This is a genomic window from Rhizobium indigoferae (assembly GCF_034554815.1).
Lineage (GTDB): Bacteria > Pseudomonadota > Alphaproteobacteria > Rhizobiales > Rhizobiaceae > Rhizobium > Rhizobium leguminosarum.
The window spans coordinates 80601-100006 of sequence record NZ_CP140635.1; the positions used below are offsets into that span (position 1 = coordinate 80601).

General features: G+C 61.5%; 22 protein-coding genes and 1 tRNA gene. 16 read left to right on the plus strand and 7 right to left on the minus strand.

The genetic code is table 11. The features are described from left to right. Positions 1-64: 64 nt before the first annotated feature. The 3 genes from U5G49_RS00425 to U5G49_RS00435 all read left to right on the plus strand — a co-directional run bounded on the left by U5G49_RS00425 (position 65) and on the right by U5G49_RS00435 (position 3940). Positions 65-2062, plus strand: a complete 1998-nt coding sequence (locus U5G49_RS00425; protein ID WP_018447743.1) for a methyl-accepting chemotaxis protein — start codon at positions 65-67, stop codon at positions 2060-2062. 157 nt (positions 2063-2219) lie between these two features. Further along, positions 2220-3740, plus strand: coding sequence for an ATP-binding protein (locus U5G49_RS00430; RefSeq protein WP_018244555.1), 1521 nt, complete (start codon positions 2220-2222; stop codon positions 3738-3740). A 123-nt stretch (positions 3741-3863) separates the two neighbouring features. After that, positions 3864-3940 (plus strand) — tRNA-Arg (locus U5G49_RS00435). Positions 3941-4024: 84 nt separating this feature from the next. Here the strand turns inward: U5G49_RS00435 and U5G49_RS00440 are convergent. Further along, complete coding sequence (locus tag U5G49_RS00440) at positions 4025-4270, minus strand: DUF982 domain-containing protein (RefSeq protein WP_012755837.1); 246 nt, start codon at positions 4268-4270, stop codon at positions 4025-4027. Positions 4271-4440: 170 nt separating this feature from the next. After that, complete coding sequence (locus U5G49_RS00445) at positions 4441-4962, minus strand: hypothetical protein (RefSeq protein WP_193446335.1); 522 nt, start codon at positions 4960-4962, stop codon at positions 4441-4443. 202 nt (positions 4963-5164) lie between these two features. Here U5G49_RS00445 and U5G49_RS00450 point away from each other — a divergent pair, with 202 nt between their 5' ends. After that, positions 5165-5347: a hypothetical protein gene (locus tag U5G49_RS00450; protein WP_193446334.1), complete on the plus strand. Its 183-nt coding sequence runs from the start codon at positions 5165-5167 to the stop codon at positions 5345-5347. Positions 5348-5565: 218 nt separating this feature from the next. Next, positions 5566-6003, plus strand: coding sequence for a hypothetical protein (locus U5G49_RS00455; protein ID WP_246289430.1), 438 nt, complete (start codon positions 5566-5568; stop codon positions 6001-6003). Here the strand turns inward: U5G49_RS00455 and U5G49_RS37070 are convergent. Together U5G49_RS37070 and U5G49_RS00460 are read right to left on the minus strand one after the other, a co-directional pair. Beyond that, a complete protein-coding gene (locus tag U5G49_RS37070) occupies positions 5980-6228 on the minus strand; it encodes a hypothetical protein (protein ID WP_246289428.1) in 249 nt (82 codons plus the stop codon). The genes U5G49_RS00455 and U5G49_RS37070 overlap by 24 nt on opposite strands. Positions 6229-6241: 13 nt before the next feature. Next, positions 6242-6940: a class I SAM-dependent methyltransferase gene (locus U5G49_RS00460; RefSeq protein ID WP_193446333.1), complete on the minus strand. Its 699-nt coding sequence runs from the start codon at positions 6938-6940 to the stop codon at positions 6242-6244. Between the two features lie 200 nt (positions 6941-7140). Here U5G49_RS00460 and U5G49_RS00465 point away from each other — a divergent pair, with 200 nt between their 5' ends. From U5G49_RS00465 to U5G49_RS00475, 3 genes are all read left to right on the plus strand, one after another. Continuing rightward, the gene (locus tag U5G49_RS00465; RefSeq protein ID WP_193446332.1) at positions 7141-7461 is read left to right on the plus strand and encodes a hypothetical protein; all 321 of its coding nucleotides are present in this window, start codon (positions 7141-7143) and stop codon (positions 7459-7461) included. A 191-nt stretch (positions 7462-7652) separates the two neighbouring features. Continuing rightward, on the plus strand, positions 7653-8024 hold the full coding sequence (locus U5G49_RS00470; protein ID WP_193446331.1) for a cell surface protein: 372 nt from the start codon (positions 7653-7655) through the stop codon (positions 8022-8024). Positions 8025-8178: 154 nt separating this feature from the next. Beyond that, complete coding sequence (locus U5G49_RS00475; protein ID WP_028731624.1) at positions 8179-8481, plus strand: hypothetical protein; 303 nt, start codon at positions 8179-8181, stop codon at positions 8479-8481. Here U5G49_RS00475 and U5G49_RS00480 read toward each other — a convergent pair. Then, positions 8475-8798, minus strand: a complete 324-nt coding sequence (locus U5G49_RS00480; RefSeq protein ID WP_193446330.1) for a putative quinol monooxygenase — start codon at positions 8796-8798, stop codon at positions 8475-8477. The genes U5G49_RS00475 and U5G49_RS00480 overlap by 7 nt on opposite strands. Then, entirely contained in the window at positions 8767-9834 is a 1068-nt protein-coding gene (locus U5G49_RS00485) for an NADP-dependent oxidoreductase (RefSeq protein WP_193446329.1), read from the minus strand. Before U5G49_RS00485 ends, U5G49_RS00480 begins: the two co-directional genes overlap by 32 nt. 107 nt (positions 9835-9941) lie before the next feature. On the opposite strand from U5G49_RS00485, the gene U5G49_RS00490 reads away from it, so the two are divergent. From U5G49_RS00490 to U5G49_RS00505, 4 genes are all read left to right on the plus strand, one after another. Beyond that, positions 9942-10499 (plus strand): TetR/AcrR family transcriptional regulator, encoded by a 558-nt coding sequence (locus tag U5G49_RS00490; protein ID WP_210262408.1) that lies wholly within the window; start codon positions 9942-9944, stop codon positions 10497-10499. A gap of 268 nt (positions 10500-10767) precedes the next feature. Next, positions 10768-11439 carry a class I SAM-dependent methyltransferase gene (locus U5G49_RS00495; protein ID WP_113542691.1) on the plus strand — a complete coding sequence of 224 codons (672 nt, stop codon included), beginning with the start codon at positions 10768-10770 and terminating at the stop codon, positions 11437-11439. Between the two features lie 19 nt (positions 11440-11458). Beyond that, positions 11459-12094, plus strand: coding sequence for a TetR family transcriptional regulator (locus tag U5G49_RS00500; RefSeq protein WP_193446328.1), 636 nt, complete (start codon positions 11459-11461; stop codon positions 12092-12094). 273 nt (positions 12095-12367) lie between these two features. Continuing rightward, positions 12368-13264 (plus strand): aldo/keto reductase, encoded by an 897-nt coding sequence (locus U5G49_RS00505; protein WP_028731619.1) that lies wholly within the window; start codon positions 12368-12370, stop codon positions 13262-13264. Positions 13265-13678: 414 nt separating this feature from the next. Here the strand turns inward: U5G49_RS00505 and U5G49_RS00510 are convergent, their stop codons facing one another. After that, entirely contained in the window at positions 13679-14488 is an 810-nt protein-coding gene (locus tag U5G49_RS00510) for a DUF1963 domain-containing protein (RefSeq protein ID WP_193446327.1), read from the minus strand. Positions 14489-14701: 213 nt separating this feature from the next. On the opposite strand from U5G49_RS00510, the gene U5G49_RS00515 reads away from it, so the two are divergent. The 4 genes from U5G49_RS00515 to U5G49_RS00530 all read left to right on the plus strand — a co-directional run bounded on the left by U5G49_RS00515 (position 14702) and on the right by U5G49_RS00530 (position 19185). Continuing rightward, entirely contained in the window at positions 14702-15979 is a 1278-nt protein-coding gene (locus U5G49_RS00515; protein WP_193446326.1) for an alpha/beta hydrolase, read from the plus strand. Between the two features lie 182 nt (positions 15980-16161). Further along, positions 16162-17412: an NAD(P)/FAD-dependent oxidoreductase gene (locus U5G49_RS00520; RefSeq protein WP_193446325.1), complete on the plus strand. Its 1251-nt coding sequence runs from the start codon at positions 16162-16164 to the stop codon at positions 17410-17412. Positions 17413-17421: 9 nt separating this feature from the next. Continuing rightward, positions 17422-18132, plus strand: a complete 711-nt coding sequence (locus U5G49_RS00525) for an SDR family oxidoreductase (protein ID WP_193446324.1) — start codon at positions 17422-17424, stop codon at positions 18130-18132. 15 nt (positions 18133-18147) lie between these two features. Further along, a complete protein-coding gene (locus tag U5G49_RS00530; RefSeq protein WP_193446323.1) occupies positions 18148-19185 on the plus strand; it encodes a 4-hydroxyproline epimerase in 1038 nt (345 codons plus the stop codon). Positions 19186-19406 lie beyond the last annotated feature (221 nt).

The following is a 19406-nucleotide window of genomic DNA, read 5'->3' on the forward strand; positions in this document are numbered from 1 at the left end:
GCCGATATTCAACCATCGACTGGGAATTTGCTTTCCAGGCAGTGGCGTAGCTAGGAGCATTGCATTGAAGATCCGGGGCAAAATTAATCTGCTGGTTTGCGTGATGGGTGCGGTCGCACTTCTGATCGGCGCAACGGCATTGTCGGCCATGCACGAATACAGTCGCAACCTGACGGCTTACGAGCATGCCGCAGCCCGCGCCTATGCCGGCGAACGGCTGAACCGTTTCGTCACGGCGGTGGTCATGGAATCGCGCGGCATCTATGCGGCCAAGACGATCAAGGATACGCCGAACTTCGCCAAGGGCCTGATGGCCGACCTCGACGAGATCGACAAGGTCATCTCGGGCTGGGCGCCGCTCGTTCCCGAGAGCCAGAAGGCCGATTTTGCCAAGCTTGTCGCCCGCGCCGCGGAATTCCGCACCTTCCGCACGGAGACCGCCCGCCTCGGCACGGAAGTCGGCCCCGAAGCCGCCGGCCAACAGGGCAACAATGACGCCAACCGCGCCAACCGCAAGGCGTTCCAGGCGGAAATCGATGCTGTCGTCGCCACCGACAAGGCAGCACTGGAAACCGTCAACGCCGAGATCGAGAGCTTCCGCTCCCAGGTGCTGATGCTTGTGCTCAGCATCACCGGCATCGGCATCGCGGTCGGCATCGGCATGGGCTTCTATATCGGCACCAGCCATCTCAGCCGCCCGATTAAGCGCGTCACCCATGCGATCAAGGAAGTCGCCGACGGCAATTTCGACGCCGAGGTCCCCTTTGCCGGCCGTCCGGACGAAATCGGCGAGATGGCCGCAGCGGTTGCTGTCTTCAAGGCGAACGGCCTCGCCGTCAAGCGCTTGAACGCCCAGGAGGCGGCGATGCGCGCCAAGAGCGACGACCTGCAGTCGAGCATGTCCGTCGTCGTGGCTGCGGCTGCGGCCGGCGATTTCGGCCACCGCATCAGCAAGGACTACGAGGACGACAACCTCAACCAGTTCGCCGGCAACATCAACACGCTGCTGTCAAGCGTCGATGCCGGCATTGGCGAGACCCGCCGGGTCATCGCAAGCCTTGCCGAAGGCGACCTCACCCAGACGATGAGCGGCAACTTCCAGGGCGCCTTCGCCGAGCTGCAGCAGAACGTCAACAATACCTTCGTCACCCTGCAGGCGACGATGCGCGAAGTGCGCGAGACGACGGAAGCGATGAACGGCAACACCGCCGAGCTACGCAATGCCAGCGACGACCTGTCGAAGCGCACCGAGCAGCAGGCAGCCGCCCTCGAAGAGACCTCGGCGGCGCTCGACGAGATCACCGCCGTCGTCCAGAATTCCACCGAGCGGGCGCATGAAGCCACCATCATGGTCTCCGAAGCCAAGGAGAATGCCGGCCGCTCCGGCGTCGTCGTGCGCAATGCCGTCGAGGCCATGGGCCGCATCGAACAGGCCTCGCGCGAAATCAGCCAGATCATCAATGTCATCGATGAGATCGCCTTCCAGACCAACTTGCTGGCGCTGAATGCCGGCGTCGAGGCCGCACGCGCCGGCGATGCCGGAAAGGGCTTCGCGGTGGTGGCGCAGGAAGTGCGCGAACTCGCCCAGCGTTCGGCAACGGCTGCCAAGGACATCAAGGCGCTGATCACCAAGTCGGGCAACGAGGTGCAGGTTGGCGTCAAGCTGGTCCAGGCGACCGGCGAGGCGCTGGCCGAAATCGGCACCCGCGTTATCGCCATCAACGACCATATCCATTCGATCGCGACGGCTGCGACCGAACAGTCGACCGGCCTCAAGGAGGTCAATACCGCCGTCAACCAGATGGACCAGGTGACACAGCAGAATGCTGCGATGGTGGAAGAGACCTCTGCCGCCACGCACAGGCTTTCGGCCGAAGCCGGTGGACTGGTGCGCCTCATTGCCCGCTTCAAACTGTCGGATGATGCGCCGGCAGCTGTGGCGCTTGTCCGCAACGAGCCGCAAAGACCGGTTGCCTCGCCCGCCCGCCGCGCGATCGCCAAGGTCGCCCGCGCCTTCGGCGGCAATGCGGCCGCAGCCGAGCAGAGCTGGGAAGAGTTTTAAGCTTTACCGATCACGCGCCTTCGAACGCCGCCTTCGGGCGGCGTTTTCTTGTGGCGACATGACGCTGCTCGCAAAGATTTGAAAGCGGAGCATCTTGGTCTAATATAGAGCTCAGCGGTAAGGGCGGCCGACGTGCTGCCGATCAGGCGAGACCAGAATGCCGAACCAAGATCAGGGCGATAATCCTTCGGCGGAAAACCCGGCGGCCGGCGAGGCTGCAAGGGCGCCGTGCCCGCCTGCCGGCCTGTTCGGCGGCCTTTCCGGCAAGCTGCTCTGGCTCACCGTCGTCTTTATCATGCTCGCCGAAATCCTGATATTCTTCCCCTCTGTCGCCAGCATGCGCGTGCGCTGGCTGCAGGACAGGCTGAATACGGCCGCTGCCGCCGCCATCGTCATCGATGGGCTGCAGCCGGTCGAGCTGCCGCGCGCGCTGCAGAAGGAGACGCTGGAGGCGACCGGCACCAAGGCGATCGTACTGCGCAAGGACGGCACCTCGCGGCTGCTGGCGACGACCGATATGCCGACCTCCGTCGACGAGTCCTACGATCTCACCGACGTGCCGCCGGTAACGGCAATCCGCGATGCGCTCGACACGCTGGTTTTCGGCGGCGGCAGGATGATCCGCGTCTATGGTCCCGTCGGCGACACCAATACCGGCGTCGAGGTGGTGATGAAGGACAGGCCGCTGCGTAGGGCGATGTTCGTCTATTCCCGCAATGTCCTGTTGCTGTCGGTGCTGATCTCGCTGTTCACGGCGACGCTGATCTTCTTTGCGATCAACCGCATCCTCATCGGCCCGATCCGCCGGCTGACCGGCAGCATGCAGCAATTCTCCTCCGATCCCGACAACCCGGCCCATATCTATATCGGCGACGGCGGCCGCGACGAACTGGCGGTCGCCGGCCGCAACCTCACCTCGATGCAGATGGAGCTGCAAAAGACGCTGAAGCAGCAGAAGAATCTTGCCGCTCTCGGCCTTGCCGTTTCCAAGATCAATCACGACATGCGCAATATCCTGGCGTCGGCGCAGCTGATGTCGGACCGGCTGGTCGATGTCGATGACCCGATGGTCAAGAGCTTCGCTCCGAAGCTCTTGCGCACTATCGACCGCGCCGTCGGTTATACCACCGAGGTGCTGTCCTACGGCAAGGCGAGCGAATCCGCGCCGCGCCGCCGCCACATCCGCCTTTTGGAGCTGACCCAGGACGTCAAGGACATGCTGGCGATCGATCCGCTCAGCGGCATCGAATTCGCAGAGCAGATCGGCGCCGAGCTTGAGGTCGATGCCGATGGCGAACAGCTCTTCCGCGTCATCCACAATCTCTGCCGCAACGCGCTGCAGGCGCTGACGTCGCCGGGCGAGGGCGGCCCGGGCTCCGTCAGGCGCATTACCGTCTCCGCCCAGCGCGTCGGCAGCGTCGTCAGCATCACGGTGGATGATACCGGCCCCGGCATGCCGCTGAAGGCGCGCCAGAACCTCTTTGCCGCCTTCCGCGGCTCGGCCCGCTCCGGCGGCACCGGCCTCGGCCTCACCATCGCCCGCGAGCTGGTGCTTGCCCATGGCGGCACGATCGCGCTGGTGGAAAAACCGACGGTCGGAACACAGTTCCGCATCGAGATCCCCGATCGCCCGGTTTCGCTGGAGGATTACCGCAGCCGGACGCACATCGAAAAGTGACAGGGTTTCGCAAGGCGCGGCTGCTGGCAGACAAACACGCGATTTTTTCAGAAATGCTCTTGCATTGTCCCGAAGGACGTTTTAGAGGATCGCCCACGCAAGCGGCACCGCCGCATATTGCACGCACCCGTAGCTCAGCTGGATAGAGCACCAGACTACGAATCTGGGGGTCAGGAGTTCGAATCTCTTCGGGTGCGCCATTCTTCCCAATTACTTAGCCCAGCCGCAGGCTCCCGGCATGACCGGGCGCGCATTGGCGGCATCATGTGCCAGAGCCCCCGACCTCATTCCTTGATCGGGATTCCGGCTTCGATCGCAGCGTCGATGAACGCCTGTCGCGCCTCTTCCCGGTTCCGCTTTCCCGACATCACATCCGCGCAAACCGCACAGGCCCTATCCAAGGCGGGACCCTCTTCGGTCGGCCAGTCCTCAACCAGCGCCCATGTTGCGGCCTGGGTCGTCTGGATCACCACCCACTGATCCGGGCCCTCAAGGGCGAGCGTCACCGGCTTCTTCCAAATGGTTTGCATGATCTCGGGATCTCCGCTGCGTGCTCTCTGTAGGCAGCTCACATAGCGCGGTTCATCCAGCGTGGCGAGGTGAAGGGATGAACGAGATCCTTTTCTTAAGCAGCGAACTGCTGGGATGTGCTTTTCGAAAAGGGTTCGTGCCGCCGTTTTACGCGCTTATGCGACGCCTCTTAGAACTCCTGCACGAATTCACACGCCAGTAAGGTTTTGCCTGGCAGGGCGTTGCCTTGGCGGGCAACGATGGAGACCTTTCCGGGGCCGGCCATTCCCGGTTCCGGCTGCAGATCTGCCGGCAGCTCGCGCGAATAGCCCTTGGTGGATGTGCCGAGCAGCTCCGAGGTCTCCCGCTTCAAATCGTATTTTGCGGCCAGATCGTCAGCGCGCTCGCCTTCGACCAAAATTCCAACCGCGTTGCTTGCAAAGAAAACCTCGGTCGACTTAAAGCCGTCGCGGTCTATCTGGTTCGGGAGTTTGTAGATCGCCGCACCCAAAGACGACGTGTCCGGCTTGGCCAAAGCTTCCACGACATCATAGATCTTCATTGCCGATGTCATCGTATAGGGTGGCTTGCAAAGGGCTGCATCAAAGAACTTGTCATTGGCCGAATCGGCCAGAACCTCCCCGGCCTGGAATGCCGCAAAAACGACGCATGCGGAGACGGCAGCGTAGCGAATAAATTTGGCATTGTGCATGAAACATTCCCGAGAAAGTGGCTGTAGTTGATTGGTGTGTTACGAGTTCGAATGCCTAGGGGATTCGAAGTAATCATGCTACCCCAAGTTTAATCTCTCAGCTCCACTCTTCTCTTCCGTCTGGCCGTGCTCATGGGTAGGATGAGTGGCATCGGGCGTGGAGACGGGAGATCGCAGCGCCGATCCAGAGGCAGGAGAGCCAATGATCGCGGCCTATATCGATGAAATCATCATGTTTTGCGCCGGCCTGTGGATGGCGTCCGTCGGCTTTGGTTATCTGCCGTTTCCCGGCAATCCGGCCAACCGGCCGCCAGTGGTTCGCCACTTCAGGTGGATGGGTCCCTTGCTGCTCGCGATCGCCATCATTCTGGCGGCTGCCTCATAAGCCGCGTGCTCAGACTGGGGTGAAGCAATGAACAATATGTTGGCCTGCCCGTCCTGCAGATTGGACAAAACAGAATCGATCACCAGGGACTGTTAGATGTTGAGCAAATTTTTTCTCAGAGATGAGGTGATGGTGTGGACGAGCTCTGGCCGTCACGCGCTGCATGAACGGATTTCCCGGGCGGGCGGATACCGATCGACAACACGGGCGAGGGGCTGATGGCGGAATTCAACCCTCGCGACAAAAGCCGAACCAGTCAGGGAAAGACGCGGGCGATGGTGCGCAAGCATACTGCTCCGCCGAGCGGCACGGATGACGGTAGCCTTCGCTGGCAATGGTTCACCATTCAGCTGCTGGAATCTGCGGCCTTCACGACATTGAGTGCGAATGCCTGCCGCGCCTTCTTCCGCATCGTCATCGAGCATACGTCGCACGCCGCCTTGGAGAACGGCAAGCTTGTCGTGACCCATCCTCAGTTCGTGTCTTACGGCGTGACCGGCGAATATGTGGCCGATGCGATCGACGAGCTCGAATATAAGGGGCTGATAAAAGTTCGCCGCGGCCGGGCAGGCAGCGGTGTCGCGCATCCCAACCGGTTCACGCGGACTTTTGTCGGTGACCATGAGGGTGCGTCACCCACCGACGAGTGGAAGTGATGCACGGCGGAAAGGTGCCGGAAATGGTCCGAGACCGACCGCAAGATTGCCGCCGACAAACGCGGGCGCGTCGGCAGGAAGAAAAAACCCCACTTCGGAATCCCGAATCCCCCCGCTTCGGGATTCCGAAATCCGCCGCGCTTCGTGAGCTGTGCAGGTGAAGAAACAGGCAATGATTTCAATGCCGCAACCAATTTCGGGATTCCGAAGTGCTATATAGATCATGGTGGGGCTGTCCCTAACGAAGGCACTTTGCCACGATCAGGAACTCCGTCTCCCGCCCCCCGATCTTCCCAGCCGAAGTCGTGCGAAGCAGAAGACCGAAAGCTTCATAGAGCCAATAAAGCGGGGGAATTCGGTCCTTGAGCGCGTGCACCTGCGTCGACACATATTCGCCGACGAAGACCACATCCATGCCGAGTTCCTTCAATGTCCCCGCAATCTCCGAATGGGATGCCGCTGCGGCGTGCTCGACGCGAAAGGGGGCATAGCCCGGCTTTCCGGCGTTTTTCTGCCTGAGAACGTAGCGATAGAACAAGACGTGGGTCCACCAGGGTGTCAGATCGGTGAAGATCCCCTTGGCTGAGTTCAGGATCGGACCCTTGACGAACACCAGACCACCGGGAGACAGGGTGTCATGGGCTCTCAACAAGGCAGAGCGCGGGCTTTCCAAATGCTCGAGAACGTCCCAGAAGACGCAGGCGTCGAAGTGACGATCTCCATAGTCGATGGTTTGAGCATCGCCGAGGATCCGCTCAGCGGCGTCCTTGTTCCTCTCGAGCTGCTCCTTCGAGATGTCGAGGACCGTATATCGCGCGCCTTTCAGTGGGATATGCGTGCGAGAGCCGCCTCCAACCTCGAGGATATTTGTGTCGGTCTTGCCGGAAAACGCTGATTGTGCGTGCGACAGCGCGTCGTTTACCCACGGCGAAGCCATAATCTTTCCCTCCCGAAAGATTAGCGTTTACGACTATAAGTAATCATTAATATAATATTTTAGCAGTATTTTAAACATATCCAGTTGAGTGGCGCCGTCTGGTCGGAATTGGCAGGCAACTCGTCAGCCTAGTTTCGCGCAACCTTCCTGATGTATCCGCAGGTCTGATGATCTTTGAGGCGCTTCAGCCGGAGCAATGCATGACGGTGGGAATTATTCGGGCTATGGCTGCCCTGGCGATGATGACGGGCCTTGCCGGCTGCATCGACCATGCCAATGATCCCGTACTCCTGGCGGTCGGCGTCCCGGTCAATCCGCCTGCTGTTGCGCACGGCCTTTGCATGACCGACGGCAACGCCATGTATGACGAGGCGAGGAAGCAGTATCAGCTGCGCGCCCAACTGACCGGATATACCGGGGCTGATGAGCTGGAGGCCGAAACGACGGCGCGCGCCGCCGCCCATCGGCAATATGTCGCCTGCCTCTCCGGCCAGGGCTACCGCACATTATACGCGAATTGAGAACAGAGAATTCAGCTTTCCTCACCAGCGCCGTTTGAGCCGTCTTCCTGATCGCGACTTTTCACGTTTTTCGGCGATTTAGTCACGTCGGATCGCCTGCAATCACGAGTTTTCGAATTGCATGTGAGCCGCGGAACTCCGCACCCGGGAAAGGCATTCACTCGAGATAAATCCAGTAAGGAGGGTTTATCATGAAGATGCTCAGGCTCACCCCTTCCACCGCCGCACTCGGCGCCCTTCTCGCCCTCGCGTCGATTGTCCCCGCGCGAGCCGCACCCGTCCAGACGGTTTCCCCGCCAACTGTCTCGGACGTGAAAATGGTGCAATATAAACCACATGCCGGGTCCTGGCATGGCTATCAGGGCTTCCGCACCGAGCGCCCCGGCACCCGGCGCTATTCCGATGGCTACTGGTATCCACTTGCCGCTTTCGGCGTCGAGGCCGGCACCACGGGCTCCATCGTCCGCCCGCCTGTAAACAGGCCGGCAGCTCCGGAAATGTGCAACCCTACGTTTTCTGGATCGATCGGCCCCGGCAGCATGCCTTGCGATAACGGCTATTGAGCCGGCAAATGAAAGAGGCGGCGATGAGCCGCCTTTTTCTCGATTGGGCCGCCGCTCACATATCCGTGACCTCCGCTTTGGCACCGTAGTATGTGTCAGATCGCCTTCCTAACTCCGGGGCGTATATTCCACGAATCCTCCCAAGGAGACGATCATGACCACGACTTTCAAGAACGGCCTGATGGCCGCTGCCTTCGGCGCAATCCTCGGCCTCTCGGCCTTCTCGGCCACGGCGGCTCCCCTCCAGTCGAGCGCGACGGAGCAGGGTGCAGCCACGCGTCCGGTTGCCCAGCAAGAAACCACGGTGCAGCACGACAGGCGCACGACCGGTTCGATCGGCGAGCGCGCCTCGGAAACCACGGGCTCGACACATTATATGATGAACCCGAAGAAACCGCTCAACATGGATTGCAAGCTCGGCTTCAACCCGACGAGCAGCTCCAGCTGCAATTACTGACGAGACGCTCGGCCGTTCGCCATCGCGAGCGGCCGTTCTTCCAGAACGTCATAGGCTTGCAGATCGACTTTCATCCTGTCCCTCCAGGTCTCCAGAAACGCCAAGGTCTCGCCTCTCTCAAGATGGGCCGTCAATGATTCCCGATCCTGCCAGCGCTGAGCGACCAGAAGGCGTCCGGTCGGCCCGTCCTCCAGGACAATGCCGTAAAAGAGGCATCCCTCTTCAGTTCTCGTGCCGAGGCTGATCGCCTCAACGTCGGTGACGAAATCATGAAGGTCGGACGGATCAAGGTGGATGTAGCCCATGAGGATAAGCATGCTTGTTACGCCCCTTCTTCAATGGCATCACCGTGAGCACGATCTTGCCTTGGATGTGGCCTTTGGCGGCGCGTTCGTGCGCATTGCGAGCCTCGGCGAGCGGGTAGGCGCTGTCTATGACGACGCGGATCGTCCCGTCATCGAGCAAATGGCCGACGTCCGTCAGCTGGGCTCCGCTCGACCGGACCTGGGTTGCCGAGACCGTGACGCCCCGCTTCTCGGCATCCTCGGCACCGGAAAAGCCCAAGGGGTACACGGGGAACAATGCGCCGCCGCGCTTCAGCGTGCGCAGGAAGCGACCTGATGTCGGCCCGCCAAGCGCGTCGATGACAAGATCAATGTCATGCGCGACATCCTCGGGTGGCGTTCTGGTGTAATCGATGAATGCGTCGGCGCCGAGTTCGCGCAAGAGGGGCTCATGTTTGCCCGATGCCACGGCGATGACAGCAGCACCTTTCAGTTTAGCGATCTGCACCGCGAAATGCCCGACGCCGCCGGCCGCCCCGTTGACGAGCACGGTCTTGCCCTTGAGCGGCACGGGCTGATGCCTATGCGGCTGAAGCGGATTGGGCTCGTTGTGCCCCAGTTCGATCATGAACTGCCACGCGGTGAGCAGCGACATCGGCGCGCCGGCGGCATGCACGTGATCGATGCCGGCAGGCTTGAGGGCAAGATCCGACGCCGGCACGCTGACATACTCGGCATAGGCCCCGCTTTCCCCGACACTGAAAAATCGAACCATGGAGTAGACCTCGTCGCCGACGGAGAAACCTCCGACATTGTCGGTGACCGCTTCGACGACACCTGAGACATCCGTGCCCAGAATGATCGGGAACGGCACTTGCGGCCGCCATTCCGGCGGAAGCGCCTTATAGCCATCGCGCAGGTACCAGTCGGGAGGATTGATGCCGATAGCGTGCACGCGAACAAGGACCTCTCCCGGCTTCGGCTCAGGCTTCGGCGCGTCCTCGTAGCGCAGCACCTCGGGGCCGCCAAAGGCATGAATCCGGATCGCTTTCATTGTTTCACCCGACATCGCTTTTCTCCATCAGGACAGATGTGCTATTGAATTCGGAGCGCTGCCCCGGTTTATCCGGAGCGCCGCCCCGTTTAAGCGGAGCGCTGCCCCGCTTGTCAAGAGGTATGATGAGAGCCGACGCGAAAAAGAACTACGATCACATCCTCGCCGTTGCCCGCGAACTGCTGACGGGAGGAGGTGCCGATGCCTCGCTGCGCGACATTGCCCGCAAAGCGGGGGTGGGGGATGGGACGCTGTACCGCCACTTTCCGACGCGGGAGGCGCTGCTGGAGGCGCTTCTCCGCAACGGCTTCGACGCGCTGAAGGAAAGGGCGCACGCGCTCGAAACGTCGAACGAGCCCGATGCCGCTCTGGTGACCTGGCTGCGGGAGGTCGTCGCTATGGCGCATCATTATAGTGGTGCCATTGCCGCGATGGTCGCCGCGATCGCCGACGAAGGCTCCGCGCTTCATGCCGCCTGCGTCACCATGAAAGCAGCCGGAACGCGCCTGCTTGTCCGCGCCCAGGCCGAAGGCGTGGCGCGATCCGACATGGACGGGACGGATCTGTTTGCAATGGTCGGAGCATTGGCATGGATCGGCGACCAGCCTTCGCTCGCCCCACGCGCGGATCATCTGATCGACATCATGGCGAGCGCGATCCTGACGGGCAAAGTGCGATGACCAGCCTGAAATCCGTTCGATCTCGGCGACCGACAGGCGACGGGATGATCGGTGGCTGCAACGATGGCAGTCATTCCTCTCGCATTTGCGGCACAAATGTTGCGTCGAATGCAAAAATGCAATAAGTACAGAATCGTGCAAACTGGTGACAGTGGGTGTTGCGAAAAGCCGCAGTCCAAGAGCGATTGACGCGTCTGCCTTGGAATTGCCATGCTCGCCGCGATGGTCGCATTTCAACTCAATCGAATTTCAGACAGGTGGGATAGTCATGACTGCAAAAGCCGCATGCTCCGATTTCCTGCATTTTTTCCGCTCCTGGATCAGCAACCCGCTTCGGGTCGCGGCCATCGCGCCGTCGGGGGATTCGCTTGCCAGGATCATGACCAGTGAAATTGCCGCACTCGACGGTCCGATCATCGAACTCGGCCCGGGAACCGGCGTCTTCACCCGCGCGCTGTTGGCGCGCGGCGTCAGCGAGGCGGATCTGACCCTGATCGAGTATGGCCCGGAGTTCATCAATTCGCTGCAGGCGCGGTTCCCGACGGCGCGCGTGTTGCAGATGGATGCCGCCCATCTCGCCCATGCCGATATTTTCGAAGGCGACCCGGTCGGCGCAGTTGTCAGCGGCCTGCCGCTTTTGTCCATGTCGCCGCGCAAGATCGCCTCGATCATGGCTGGCGCCTTCGCCTATATGCGGCCGGGCGGGGCGGTTTATCAATTTACCTATGGCCCGCGCTGCCCGGTGCCGCGGCCGATCCTCGACCGTCTCGGCCTGAAGGCGGTGCGCATCGGCGGCACGGTACGCAACCTGCCGCCAGCCTCCGTCTACCGGATTTCGCGCCGCAAGCCGCTGGAATTGTCGCGCGAGCGCATCAGTTATCGCCAGAGCGAGACCGAAATCGACGACGTCGCCGCCTTTTCCAACGAAACCGGCGGCTGAACGATGATGCCGGGCCGGAATGGCTGAGAACAAGCGGACGGAGACCACGGAAGGCAGGCGGGAACGCAAGCGCCGGCAGACGCGCGAGCGCATCGAAAACGCTGCGATGACCCTCTTTCTCCAGCGCGGCTTCGACGCCACGACCATCGAGGACATCACCGAAGCGGCCGATGTCTCCAAGCGTAGTTTCTTCGATTATTTCCCCTCCAAGGAAGAGGTGGTTTTCGCCTGGCAGGATAGCTTTGCCGATCGGCTGATGGCGGCAATCGCCGCAAGGCCTGCAGATGAATCTTCCGTCGAGGCGGTCGAGGCGGCAATCACCGCAACCGTCATCGCCTCCGTCGACGAGCGCGGCCTGGCGCTTGGCGAACTCATCCATTGCACGCCGGCGCTGAAAGCCCGCGACCAGCTGAAATACGCCAAGCTCGAACAGAAGCTCGCCGAGGCGCTGCTGCTGCGCAGAGGAAATGATCCAGAGCAGCGGTCGCGCATGCGCCTCCTTGCGGCGATCGTCATCGGTGCGCTGCGCGTCGGTGGCGAACTCTGGCAGCAACGCCCGCCGGGCGCCTCGCCGCAGGATTTCGCCCGGGAGATCTTCGCCGACCTCTGGAAGATGCTGGCGGAGTTCGGCGACCAGGCGAAGACCAGGCTTTGACGTACGTCGCCTGAGGATCAGCGTGCACGCCCGCGCACCAGTGGCCGGTAATGTTTTCATCGCCGTCACTGTTATCCCCGCGGTGCCATCCTATATCTGCAAGCGTCGCAGCGACCACATTCTCATTTATCATCTCGATGGGCGGGTCATCACCATGCCAGCATCACTTTCGATCAGGGCGGGCATTCGCGTCCGAAGACGTCTCCAAAAGCCCAGGCATCTCCGACCATTCCACCGACTTTCAATGATCTATTGACCAAGAGAGGAAAGACCATGTCCAGTTACACCGCAGCCAACTACAACGCAGCGAAGTCAGGCACCTTCAAGATCGGCGGCGAGATCGAGGTCAACCGTCTCGGTTTCGGCGCCATGCGCGTCACCGGCAAGGGCATCTGGGGCGAACCGGCCGATCATGCCGAATCCATCCGCACGCTGAAGCGCCTGCCGGAACTCGGCGTCAACTTCATCGATACGGCCGATTCCTACGGCCCCGATGTCTCCGAATGGCTGATCAAGGAAGCGCTGCATCCCTATGGCGGCAAGTCGATCATCGCCACCAAGGGCGGCCTCACCCGCCACGGTCCCGATATCTGGCTGCCCGTCGGTCGTCCGGAATATCTGATCCAGCAGGCGCATAAGAGCCTGCGCAATCTTGGGCTCGAGCAGATCGATCTCTGGCAGCTTCATAGGATCGATCAGAAGGTGCCGGCCAAGGAACAGTTCGATGCGATCAAATCGCTGCTCGATAGCGGCCTCATCCGCCATGCGGGTCTGAGCGAAGTGTCCGTTGCCGACATTGAAGCCGCCTCGAAGTACTTCAAGGTCGCGACCGTCCAGAACCGCTATAATCTCGTCGATCGCACCAGCGAGGACGTGCTCGATTACTGCGCCAAGCATAATATCGGCTTCATCCCCTGGTACCCGCTGGCTGCCGGCGACCTCGCCAAGCCGGGCTCGCTGCTCGATACGATCGCCAAAAAGCACAATGCCGCGCCAAGCCAGATCGCGCTCGCCTGGGTGCTGAAGCGCAGCCCGGTCATGCTGCCGATCCCCGGCACCTCCAAGGTCAAGCATCTCGAGGAAAACGTCGCAGCCGTCGACATCACCCTCTCAAACGAGGAATTCTCGGCCCTCGACGCCGAAGGCCGGAAGCTCTTCAAGGCTGCTTGACGGGCACTGACAGCTGCCCCTCACCCTAACCTTACCGGGTCGAGAACCCGGTTGGTGCCGGCAGGCGGATGAGGGGCAAGCCATCGGCGATCCGCGAGGCCGCAATTTTCGGCATAAATTTGACCATTCGGTCAAACATGCTGCAAAATGAGGCGGGGACCTGTTATTTTGAGGGCAAGCATTGCGTCCAGCGCATTGCTGCATTGCGGTATTTTCGCTATTCCGACTCGAAAGAATTGGGTATCACTATCTTCGTAAGCAGCGCACTCCTCCTCCCAGCGCTCTTACATCGGACTGACAACACTCCTCCTCCCAGTTGTCAGTCAGGATCAAGAGCCCGGCGCACCTCCTCCCGCGTCGGGCTTTTTTCTTTTCCGCTTCCAACTCTATCAGCCGATTGGTGCAGTGAGGCCGTCAGTAAAAGTCTGACCTTATAGCCCAGCTCTCCGGCGTTCGAAAAAGATAGATTGACCCCGCATCCCCGACATAGAATCGCCCCTTGTCAGTGCTGTCGATTTGAAGGCAGAACTCTGCACTCTCGGGCCAGTTTTCCCCTTGAATCCAGGTCGGCCAACCCCCGAGCTTCACAGGGCATGTCCCGCGGTGCTTGCTGGTTTCTGTTACATACTGGCTTTCAAAGAACCATTCCGCACTACTGGGTCGCGCGACGCTGGTTGGGATTTTGAAGGCTAGATCGTCCCAGCTTGGCTGCTCGAGCGCACTTGCGCGCCAGATGATCGGAAAAGTTGGAAGGCTGACGCTTTCCCGGTAACCCGGACCGATAGGCACCAAGTCCGCAATGGTGGGATAGGTTCGAATGGTAAAACCTTTGCCGTTCTCGGCATCATTCAGCGGGATGTCCTCCAAGTCCATCCATATGTTCAAGAGAGCCAACGTCGACAAGGCGGGCGGGATCACCGGAAGTTCATCCATCCGGATTTGAATCAGGGGATGCATTGGTCGCCCCGACCGTTCGCAGACCGGTACTACCTCGTCTTCTGCGCCGAGAAAGTTTCCTCCCCACCAGCTTGCGGCCCGATTGTCCTTTTGAGGTTTCTCACCGCCGATTTCGCCAAAGACGGCAGGCCTGAGCATCTGTTGCAGTGTATGAAGACCTGATTGTATCTCCGGATCAGTTGGCGCGCCGTCCACTTTCGGAGTTTTCGCTTCGTCCCGCCGCTCAAGAACGCCGGCGATCGACCTAAGCCATCCCAATACATCCATTCCGCCACTCCATTGGACATTTCCGGCTGCCATCTAGGCCACAACGACCTTGGTGACATTTGCTACATAATTTCTCAAAACCGCGCAGTGGTTTTCACGGGAGATTGCGCAAAACAAAAGGCGTCCAGCCCACGCGGTTTGACTCGGCAAGCCTCGTCGGACTATTTGAACGGGCGCCGCCTGTCCGGGGCGTGAACCGATTGGAGTTTGGTCATGATCGGCAAAAGGCGCGCCCCGCGCGCGGCCCTGACAGGTCTTCTGGTTGCAACGATGGTGCTCGCCGGCTGCGGCGGCAGGCCGGTCGGTGTCATGCAGGCGGCCGGCACCGTCGCTCCGGGCACCTCCAAGGTCGATCTTCTCGTCGCCACGACGCGCGCTGCCGACGACAATCCCGCCGTGCTTTTCTCCGGCGAACGCGGCACTGGGCTCGCCGTCAATGCCGTCGACGTCTCCATTCCGCCGGAAGCCAATCGCAAGGTCGGCCAGGTGCAATGGCCAAGCCGCCTGCCGGCCGATCCGTTGCGCGATTTCGTCACCATTTCCGTCGATCCGCTGGAAGGCGAGCGGGCCGGCGAGACCTGGCTGAAGACCCATATGCCGAAGAGCCGCCGCGTGCTGGTCTTCGTCCACGGCTTCAACAATCGTTATGAGGATGCCGTCTACCGCTTCGCGCAGATCGTCCATGATTCGCATGCCGACGTCGCACCCGTCGTCTTCACCTGGCCCTCGCGCGGCAGCATCTTCGATTATAATTACGACAAGGAAAGCACCAACTATTCCCGCGACGCGCTGGAGGAGCTGCTCACCCGTACCGCCGCCAATCCCGCCGTCAGCGACGTCACCATCATGGCCCATTCGATGGGCACCTGGCTCACCGTCGAAGCGCTGCGGCAGATGGCGATCCGCAATGGTCATGTCGCCTCGAAGATCAACAATGTCATCCTTGCCTCGCCGGACCTCGATGTCGACGTCTTCGGCCGCCAGTTCGCGAGCCTCGGCAAGGAAAGGCCGCACTTCACCATCTTCGTCTCGCAGGACGACCGGGCTCTGGCGCTGTCGCGGCGCATCTCCGGCAATGTCGACCGGCTCGGCCAGATCGATCCATCCGTCGAACCCTATCGCAGCAAGCTCGAGGCGGCCGGCATCACCGTGCTCGATCTCACCAAGCTCAAGGGCGGCGACCGGCTGAACCACGGCAAATTCGCCGAAAGCCCCGAGGTGGTGAAGCTGATCGGCGACCGGCTGATTGCCGGCCAGACGATCACTGATTCCAATGTCGGGCTCGGCGAGGCCGTCGGTGCCGTGGCAATGGGCGCTGCTCAGACTGCAGGAAGTGCCGTCAGCGTCGCCGTCAGCACGCCGATTGCGATCTTCGATCCGCGCACCCGGCGCAACTACGATGCCCAGCTGAAGCGTCTCGGCCAGTCGATGAACAACACCGTCGGTTCGGTCGGCGACAGCGTCGGCGCCGGCCTGCCGGAAAGCCAGTAAAAATTCCACAGAGCAATTCCGGCAAAAGTGCACAGCGGTTTTGCGTTTCGGAATTGCGAAAAACAAGAGATAGGGAATTTCCCGTAATTCGGAGAAAACGGAAATTCTCTAGGCATCGCATCTTGATGTGATATATCAGACTCACGACGGCAATTCTGTCTGCCGTGCGATGGGTTGATGGCATGGCGGATGAGATGAAGAAGAGGGTCGCGGTCGTCGGCGCGGGCGTGATCGGCGCCTCGATCGCTTTCGAACTGCAGCGGCGCGGCCTTGAGGTGGCGCTGATCGACAAGGGCGAGCCGGGACGCGGCACCTCTTTCGGCAATATGGCGAGCATCGCGCTCGATTTTGCCGCCGGCTCCGGCCCTTCGACCTGGAAGAAGATCCCCGGCTGGCTGCTCGATCCGGAAGGCCCGGTCTGGCTGCGGCCCTGCTATGCCGCCAGGATGCTGCCCTGGTTCCTGCGCTTCCTCGCAGCCGGCCGGCCCTCGCGGCTGAGAGCGATCGAGGATGCCGGCATGAGCCTGTCCAACCGCGCGCTCGGCGATTTCAGGCAGATGCTCCAGGCGATCGGCGCACCCGAATTGATGACCGAGGAAGGTTGCCTGGCGATCTACGAGACCGAGGCGGAATTTGCCGCCGATCGCGGCCATCTCGCCATGATGCAGCGCTACGGCCTCGAATTCGAGGTTTTGAGCAACGGCGCCATCCAATATTACGAACCCACCCTGTCACCGGCGATTGCCAAAGCCGTGCTGCTTCCCGACAACAAGTCGATCCGCGACCCTTATCAACTGGTGGTGAAACTCGCCGACGCCGCCAAGGCTGCGGGCACGACCTTCGTCTCCGGCACTGTGCGGAATATCGAGCGCAGGGGCGATGGCACGGCCGTCGTTCTCCTCGAGGATGGCAGGCGGATCGAGGCGGGTTCGGTCGTGCTTGCCGCCGGCGTCCACACCCGTTTCCTTGCCGAAAAGCTCGGCGAGCCGATCCCGCTCGAAACCGAGCGCGGCTATCACACGCAGATCATGAAGCCCGGCATCTCCATGCGTTATTCGGTGATCTGGCCGCATCGCGCCTTCATGGTGACGCCGACGGCGGGCGGCATCCGTGTCGGCGGCAATGTCGAGCTCGCCGGTCTCGATGCCGCGCCGGATTTCCGCCGTCCGCGGGTGCTGGTGCGCCATGCCCAGCGCGCGCTGCCCGGCCTGAAGGTCGAGGAGACGACGGAATGGATGGGTCATCGTCCGGCGCTGCCCGATACGATCCCGATCATTTCGCCGTCGTCGAAAATGCCCGGCGTCTTTTATGCGACCGGCCACGGCCATCTCGGCCTGACATTTTCGGCAACGACAGCGCTCGTGATCGCCGATATGGTGACCGGGCTCAAACCATCCCTCGATGTGACCCCGTTCCGCATAGACCGCTATTAGGAGGCCCCGATGTCCGATACCAGCAAACCCGTAGCGCTGATCACCGGCGGCGGCCGCGGCATGGGCGAGGCGATCGCCCGCGAGCTCTCCTCCCAGGGCTATCAGTTGGCGCTGATGTCGCCGTCGGAAAGCTGTGAGAAGCTGGCTGCCGAACTCGGCGGCGTCGCCTCGCGCGGCGTTGCCGAAAAGACCGAGGATCTCAAGGCGATCTTCGACCTGACGATGAAGACCTATGGCCGCATCGACGCCGTCGTCAACCTGAGCGGTCACCCGCCGAAGGGCGACCTGCTCGATATTTCAGACGAGAACTGGACGCTCGGTTCCGACATGATGATCCTGTCGCTGGTGCGCATGGCCCGCCTGGTGACGCCGGTCATGCTGAAACAGGGCAAGGGCGCCTTCGTCAACATCACCACCTTCGCGGCCTACGAGCCGTCGCTGGTCTTCCCGGTTTCCTGCACCTATCGTGCCGCTGCCGGCGCCTTCACGAAGCTCTATTCCGATCGTTATGCGGCCGACAATATCCGCATGAACTGCATACTGCCGGGCTATATCGACAGTCTGAACCACAAGCCCGAGACCGCCGAGAAGGTCCCGATGAAGCGCATCGGCCATGTGGAGGAGATCGCCAAGACCGCGGCCTTCCTGCTCTCCGATGGCGCCGGGTATATCACCGGCCAGAATATTCGCGTCGATGGCGGCGTCACCCGTCACGTCTGATCTGGAGTTTTCGATATGAGATGGAAGCGCACGATCCAGTTGCTGGATGTCCACGCCGAAGGTGAGATCGGCCGCGTCGCGATCGGCGGCGTGCCGAAGATCCCGGGCGATACCATTGCCGCCCAGCTGCATTGGCTGAACACCGATCCGAAGGGTGACGAGCTCCGCCGCTTCCTTTGCCTGGAACCGCGCGGCGCGCCCATCGGCTCGGTCAACCTGCTGCTGCCGGCACGGCATCCGGAGGCCGACGCCGCCTTCATCATCCTGCAACCCGACCAGGCGCATGCGAGCTCCGGCTCGAACTCGATCTGCGTCACCACCGCCTTGCTCGAATCCGGCATCGTCGAGATGAAAGAGCCGGAGACGATCGTCACCCTCGAAACCGCCGCCGGCCTGGTCAAGGCGACGGCGACCTGCCGCGACGGGCGCTGCGAGAAGGTCAGGCTGACCATGGTGCCATCCTTCGTGCATGAGCTCGATGTCGGTATCGACACGCCGCATTGGGGAAAGATCAAGGCCGACATCAGCTACGGCGGCATCTTCTATGCGCTGGTCGATGTCGGCCAGATCGGTCTGACGATCGAGAAGGCCAATGCCGCCGGCCTCGTCCAGGCCGGCATGATCCTCAAGGAACTGATCAACCGCGACATCAAGGTCGTCCATCCCGAGATCCCGGCGATCTCAGGCGTCGCCTATGTCATGTTCCGCGATGCCGAAGCCGACGGCACGGTGCGGACCTGCACCACCATGTGGCCGGGCCGCGCCGACCGCTCGCCCTGCGGCACCGGCAACTCCGCCAATCTCGCCACCCTTTATGCGCGCGGCAAGGCCAAGGTCGGCGACGTCTTCACCTCGAAATCGATCATCGGCTCGGAATTCGAGGTCGGCCTCCAGGCAGTAACCGAGGTGGCCGGCCGCCCCGCCGTCATCCCCACCATCACCGGCCGCGGCTTCACCTTCGGCCTGACCCAGGTGGCTCTCGATCCGTTCGACCCGCATCCGGGTGGTTTTGCGCTGACGGACGTCTGGGGACCGTCTGCTGGGGAGATTTGACTGCGAGGAGCATGTTGCCGGAAGTGTGAAGCGGTTTCCTGACCGGTTTGCTTCAATGGCCGCCCCTCACCCTAACCCTCTCCCCGTAAAAACGGGGAGAGGGGACGTGCCATGCAAGAGGCCAATGGGGAACGGAAAGGGAGCGGCATACACCCTTCTCCCCGCAGGCGGGGAGAAGGTGGCGGCAGCCGGATGAGGGGCAGCGGTACGCTCCAAAGATC